Source organism: uncultured Fretibacterium sp. (assembly GCF_938040765.1).
GTDB lineage: Bacteria > Synergistota > Synergistia > Synergistales > Aminobacteriaceae > CAJPSE01.
The window spans coordinates 1-5,287 of record NZ_CALIAA010000208.1 but is presented as its reverse complement, the minus strand read 5'-3'; the positions used below and the strand labels follow the sequence as shown (position 1 = coordinate 5,287).

Sequence of the window (5,287 nt, the reverse complement as noted above, 5' to 3'; positions counted from 1 at the left end):
CCGGGAGGAGATCAGGGACGAGGTCCGGCGCGTCGAGATGGAGGGCGCGGACAGGGCCGTCCCGGTCCCCGGCGCGCACGAGTTCATCGCCTGGCTGAGGGACTGCGGGAAACCCTGGGCCGTCGTCTCGCGGAACTGCCGGGACTCCATCCTGCTGGCGGCTGAGCGGTGCGGGATCGAGCTTCCTCCCGTCCTGCTCACCCGGGAGGACCCCGCCGTCAAACCCGAGCCCGAGGCGCTGTTCCTGGCGGCCGAACGCCTGGGTGTCGCCCCGGACGACTGCGTCATGGTGGGGGACTTCATTTACGACATGCTCGGCGCGCGGCGCGCGGCGGTCCGCTGCGTGCTGGCCGGACGGGACAACGTGGAGTGGGGCGGCCTTGCCGACGCGGCCTACCCCACGCTCCGCGGTTTCCTGGCGGCCCTGAAGGCCCCCTCGCCCCTCGTCCCCTGGGAGTACCGCAGCCTCGCTGCGGAGAGAGGAGAGGACTACCTCCGCGCCGTGAACCGGCGCCTATGGATTCTGCCGGAGGCGGGCGCGCTCCGCCAGGCCCTCCGATTGGCGCGGCGGGGCGCGGTCTATCTGTCCGTTCCGAAGGATGCCCGGCTCCGAATGGAGGACTGGGAGGACTCGAGCCTTCCGCCCCGCCTGATCGACCGTCCCCTCCCGGAGGTCCTGCGGGAGGTCCTGGTCCCGCGCTGGCCCTGCGTGCGGGTCCTGACCGAAACGGACCCCGCACCGGCGAGGCTGTCGCCCGTCACGGTTCCCGACCTCTCGGACGCCGATCCGGACGCCTTTCTGTCCGACATGTCGGGCAGCGACCTTCCGTCATGAGGGCGCGTCATGAAGGAGTTTGAAGTCCCCCTGGCCGAGCGCATGAGGCCCCGGACGCTCGACGAGTACTGCGGGCAGAGGCATCTGATGGGGCCGGGCGCGCCGCTTCGGACGCTCATCGAGGCGGGGCGAGTACCCAGCTGCATCCTCTACGGGCCCCCGGGCGTCGGCAAGACCACCCTCGTGCGCCTGATCGCCGGGCGTACCGAGCGCAGTCTCCTGGAGATCAACGCCGTCACCGCGAAGGTCGCGGAGCTGAGGGACCTGGTGGAGGAGGCCAAGCGCCTCAAGGCCATGAGCGGGGGAACCTCCGCAGTCGCGTTCGTGGACGAGCTCTATCACTTCAACAGCTCTCAGCAGAACGTGCTTTTGCCCTCCGTGGAGAGAGGGGACCTGATCCTGATCGGGACAACGACGGAGAACCCCCGCTACGAGATCAACAAGACCCTGCTCTCCCGGATGATCGTGTTCGATCTCCATCCCTTGGAGGCGGACGATCTGCTGCCTCTGCTGCGCCGGGCCCTGAGGGACGGGGAACGCGGCCTTGGGGGGCTGGAGCTCGACGCGTCGGATGCAGTCCTCCGATCCCTCGCGCTCTCGTCGGGGGGAGACGTCCGCCAGGCCCTGACCCGTCTCGAGGCCGCCGCGGCCTTCGCAGCAGCCTCGGGGGGGACCGAGCTGACGGAGGGGCACGTCGAACAGGTCGCTGGGAGCGCACACATCCGCTTCGACCGGTCGGGCGACGACCACTACGCCATCGCCTCGGCCCTGATCAAGAGCATCCGGGGCTCGGACCCCGACGCCGCGCTCTACTGGCTCTCCCGTCTGCTCAAGGGGGGTGAGGACATCCGCTTCATCTGTCGCCGCATCCTGATATCGGCAGCGGAGGACATCGGGCTGGCGGACCCGGCCGCCCTTCAGATCGCGGCCGCGGCCTCCTACGCCGCCGACATGACGGGCCTTCCGGAGGCCCGCATCATCCTCTCCGAGGCCGTCATCTACCTGGCGGCAGCCCCGAAGAGCAACAGCGCCTACCTCGCCGTCGACAGGGCCATGAGGGCCATCGAGAAGGGGGAACTCCAGCCCGTCCCCCACCACCTCAGGCCCGACGGCAGCGGCTACCTCTACCCCCACGACGACCCGCGCCACTGGCTGCCCCAAAAGTATCTGGAGGTTCCGCGGAGGTTCTACCACCCGGGGTCCCTGGGCTATGAGGAACGGATCGCCTCGCGGCTGCGCCGGCTGTGGCGGCGCTTTTCCGAGCCCCCCGAGTCCCCGGGCGGTTCCGGTTCCACCGGGCCTATGCCGTAAGGACCAGCAGGCCGCCCGCCAGGGCCAGCCCCGCTGCGGATGCGAAGCAGAACCGCGCGGCGCGTTCGAGGCCGAGACGGAGGGAGAGACGCCCGAAAAACGCCCCCGCGGCCGCCCGGGCCAGGACGGCCTTGACCCAGAACAGGGGAAGGTCGACGACGGCCATGAGAAAACCGCCCCTCTCGAACAGATCCAGGGTCGAAAAGGGCGCGAAGAGCGAGACCCCAAGGGCTGCCATGGCAAGCCCTCGTATGGAGTCCGCGGCCCGAGCCGAGGCCGGGCCCTCGTCGTCCCCGAGCTTGAAGAGGGGCAGTACGAGGGCCGTAGCGGCCGCAACGGCCGAGAGCCCCAGGGCCCCCGCCCCCTCCGTGACCGACCAGACGGACCTCGTGACGAAGACCGCGAGCCCCAGAGGGGCCCCCGGCATCCCCTTGCGCCAGGCCACCCAGGACGCGGAGCCGATGACGGCCGCGACGGGAAGGGCCCAGCCCCAAAGCGAGGCCCAAGGGCTTCTTCGTCCCGCCGTCCCGGCCCATCCGCTCAGAAGGAGAAGGGTGGGGATCAGGACGATGTCGATGTCCGTCCCGAGTACCGCCGGAAAACGCCCAGGGGGGATAAAAAGGAAGGACGCCAGGGCCAGGACCCCGGAAAGCGATGAGATGGAAAGTAACGATATGGAGAGCGGCGAGGCAGCCCGATACGAGGGGGCATCACTCCCCATCGGCCCAATCGTATCGGGGGAGGCAAGACCGGCCGCATCCCGGACCGGCGGCAGGGGCGCTCCGCGGAGCCGGGCGACGACGACGCGCGCGATTCCGTCGGCGGTCCGCGCCGCCAGGGCGGCCAGGGGCAGGAGCAGGACGGCGGCGAACAGCCTTATCGGCCACACGGGGGCCCCTCAGGCATCTCCGGAGGACGCACGGCCATTCCGCCGAGGCGCGTCCGGAGGGTCCCGTAGAGGGACAGCCAGGCATCGCCCTCCAGGTCCTCGGCCCGGCTCCGCGGGTCGATGCCCGCCTCCCTCAGGCGCCCTTCCCAATCCTCGAGGCCCTCGAAGCCCTTGAGGTTGTTGAAGAGCGTCTTCCGCCTCTGGGCGAAGGCCCTGTGGAGCAGGCCGCTCCACAGCCCGTCCTCCATCAGGTGAAAGTTCCGGGAGAGCACGATCTCGATCACCTCGGAGTCCACCCTCGGCCTGGGGCGAAAACAGGAGGGCGGAACCCGGCGCACCCGTTCGACCGCCCCCATCACCTCCAGGGCCACCCCCAGAGGGTAGCGTTCCTTCGTGTCCGCCGACGCCGTAAGGCGGTCCGCCGCCTCCTTCTGGACCATGTACAGATGATGCCGGAGCCCCCTCGCCCCAAGGCGCAGCAGGGACCAGATCAGGGGGGTCGTGATGTTGTAGGGGATGTTCGCGACCACCTTTCGGGGGAAGGGGGAGAGGGCCCCGCAGTCCATGCGCAGGGCGTCGCCCCAGTGAAGGGACAGCCGCGGCTCCCGAGAGGCCAGCCCCTCCAGATACGGCCTGAGCCGCTCGTCGAGCTCCACGGCATGGAGATGCGCGCAGCCGCGCTCCAGGAGGGCGCGGGTCAGGACCCCCTGGCCGGGGCCGATCTCCAGGACGACATCCTCCTCCCCTATCGCGGCGCGGCGGACGATATCCTCCAGCACCCCGCGATCCACCAGAAAGTTCTGTCCGTAGCGGCGCAGGGTCCGAAACCCCTCCGCGCCCTCCCCCGGCAGACGGCTCACCGTTCCGCGGGCTCCTTTCTGAGCACGGTCCTCGTCCCGCCGGTCATGGCGAGCAGACGCTCGGGGGCTACGGGGAAGAAGGCGTGGTCCGTCCCCGCGGCGGCCCAGACGACGGGATAGCGGAACAGGTCCTCGTCGAGCAGGGCCGGAAGCCGTTCGGGGTATCCCAGGGGCGGCACGCCGCCCACCCGAAAGCCGAAATGCTCGAACACGAAATCGGGCGGGGCCATTCGGGATCTCTTCCCACCAAGGCCCTTGGCGACCGCCCGCGCATCCACCCTGTTGACCCCGCTCATCAGGACCAGACAGGGGTTTCCGTCCACCAGAAACACCAGGCTCTTGAGGATCTCGCTTGGCGGAACGCCCAGGGTTCCGGCGGCATCCTCCACCGTAAAGATCGTGCCCTCGGCCATCGTGATCGCGATATCCTCAGCTCCGGCCTCGTCCAGGGCGGACCGGACCTTCGACACGGCCCGTTCGGCCTCCTGCGACTCCAACATCGGCAAAATCCCCCTCACCCGTAATCTTTTGCAAGAACGCCCGCCCCGGCCTCCACAGAGGCTGAGTTCCCGGCAGGCGCTTTCATTCTACCCCACCTTCGATTCCAATTCCAAGGAAGCGCTGACCGCCGGCCCCTGTCAATTCCTCGAATGGCTTGAGATGATGCATCGGGTGCCTTTCCGGGGATCTCTTCAAAATAAGAGAAGGGGGCCGGATATCGGCCCCCGCTCTCAAGCTGCATTCGATCCGTTATCGATTATCGTTTTTTCATCCTCGAGACCAGCGGAAGGAGCCCCAGCAGAGCCAGGAAGGCGTAGCCCGCGCTGCATCCGCCGCCACCGCCGCTACCCCCACCGCCGCCAGAGGCTTTTCCGGACGTGACCGTGAAGTTGACGGCCTCGGAAAGGGTCCAGTTCTGGCCGTCCACGCCGGTAAACGTCACGTCCACCTTGGCCTTCACCGGAACGTCCTTGACGCTGTAGGCCGCGTCGAGCACCTTGGCCTGGATATTGTTGGCGGCGCCGTCCCAGGTGAGGGAGAGCTTGGCCGCGTCCAGTTTTGCGGGGTCGAAGTCGAACGTGACGCCGGCGATCTTGAGGTCCTTGTCGACCGCTCCGGCCTTGCCTTTGAGCGTCAAGGTCAGCGTATCCTCCGACCTCTTCGAGGTGTCGATAGCGAGCGCCGCCTTGCTCTGATCTACGCTGACCGGATCTTTTGCGGTGATCTCGAAGGTAAACTTGGAGGATGTCCCCCCATGCTCCATTTTCAGCACAAGCTTTCCCCTATCGCCCGGTTTCGTCCCGGCCGAGAACCCGAAGGCTCCCTTGTCGTTGGTGAGCCCCACCTGGTAGTCAAGACCGGCAGAGGAATCCTTCTGTATCTCGTTGGGTG

Annotated in this window: 6 protein-coding genes; 2 read left to right on the top strand and 4 right to left on the bottom strand. The window is 68.3% G+C overall.

Annotation, left to right across the window (positions count from 1 at the left end):
• Positions 1-835, top strand: an 835-nt coding sequence (locus Q0176_RS07225; protein ID WP_299300806.1) for an HAD-IA family hydrolase, incomplete at its 5' end; no start/stop codon positions are given.
• Between the two features lie 9 nt (positions 836-844).
• Positions 845-2,146 (top strand): replication-associated recombination protein A, encoded by a 1,302-nt coding sequence (locus tag Q0176_RS07220; RefSeq protein WP_299300802.1) that lies wholly within the window; start codon positions 845-847, stop codon positions 2,144-2,146.
• Here the strand turns inward: Q0176_RS07220 and Q0176_RS07215 are convergent.
• The 4 genes from Q0176_RS07215 to Q0176_RS07200 all read right to left on the bottom strand — a co-directional run.
• On the bottom strand, positions 2,136-3,035 hold the full coding sequence (locus Q0176_RS07215; protein WP_299300799.1) for a hypothetical protein: 900 nt from the start codon (positions 3,033-3,035) through the stop codon (positions 2,136-2,138). The two genes, Q0176_RS07220 and Q0176_RS07215, sit on opposite strands and share 11 nt — an antisense overlap.
• Positions 3,023-3,895 carry a 16S rRNA (adenine(1518)-N(6)/adenine(1519)-N(6))-dimethyltransferase RsmA gene (gene rsmA / locus Q0176_RS07210; RefSeq protein ID WP_299300796.1) on the bottom strand — a complete coding sequence of 291 codons (873 nt, stop codon included), beginning with the start codon at positions 3,893-3,895 and terminating at the stop codon, positions 3,023-3,025. Before rsmA ends, Q0176_RS07215 begins: the two co-directional genes overlap by 13 nt.
• Positions 3,892-4,395, bottom strand: a complete 504-nt coding sequence (locus tag Q0176_RS07205) for a YbaK/EbsC family protein (protein WP_299075572.1) — start codon at positions 4,393-4,395, stop codon at positions 3,892-3,894. Before Q0176_RS07205 ends, rsmA begins: the two co-directional genes overlap by 4 nt.
• 257 nt (positions 4,396-4,652) lie before the next feature.
• Positions 4,653-5,287, bottom strand: a 635-nt coding sequence (locus Q0176_RS07200) for a hypothetical protein (RefSeq protein ID WP_299300792.1), incomplete at its 5' end; no start/stop codon positions are given.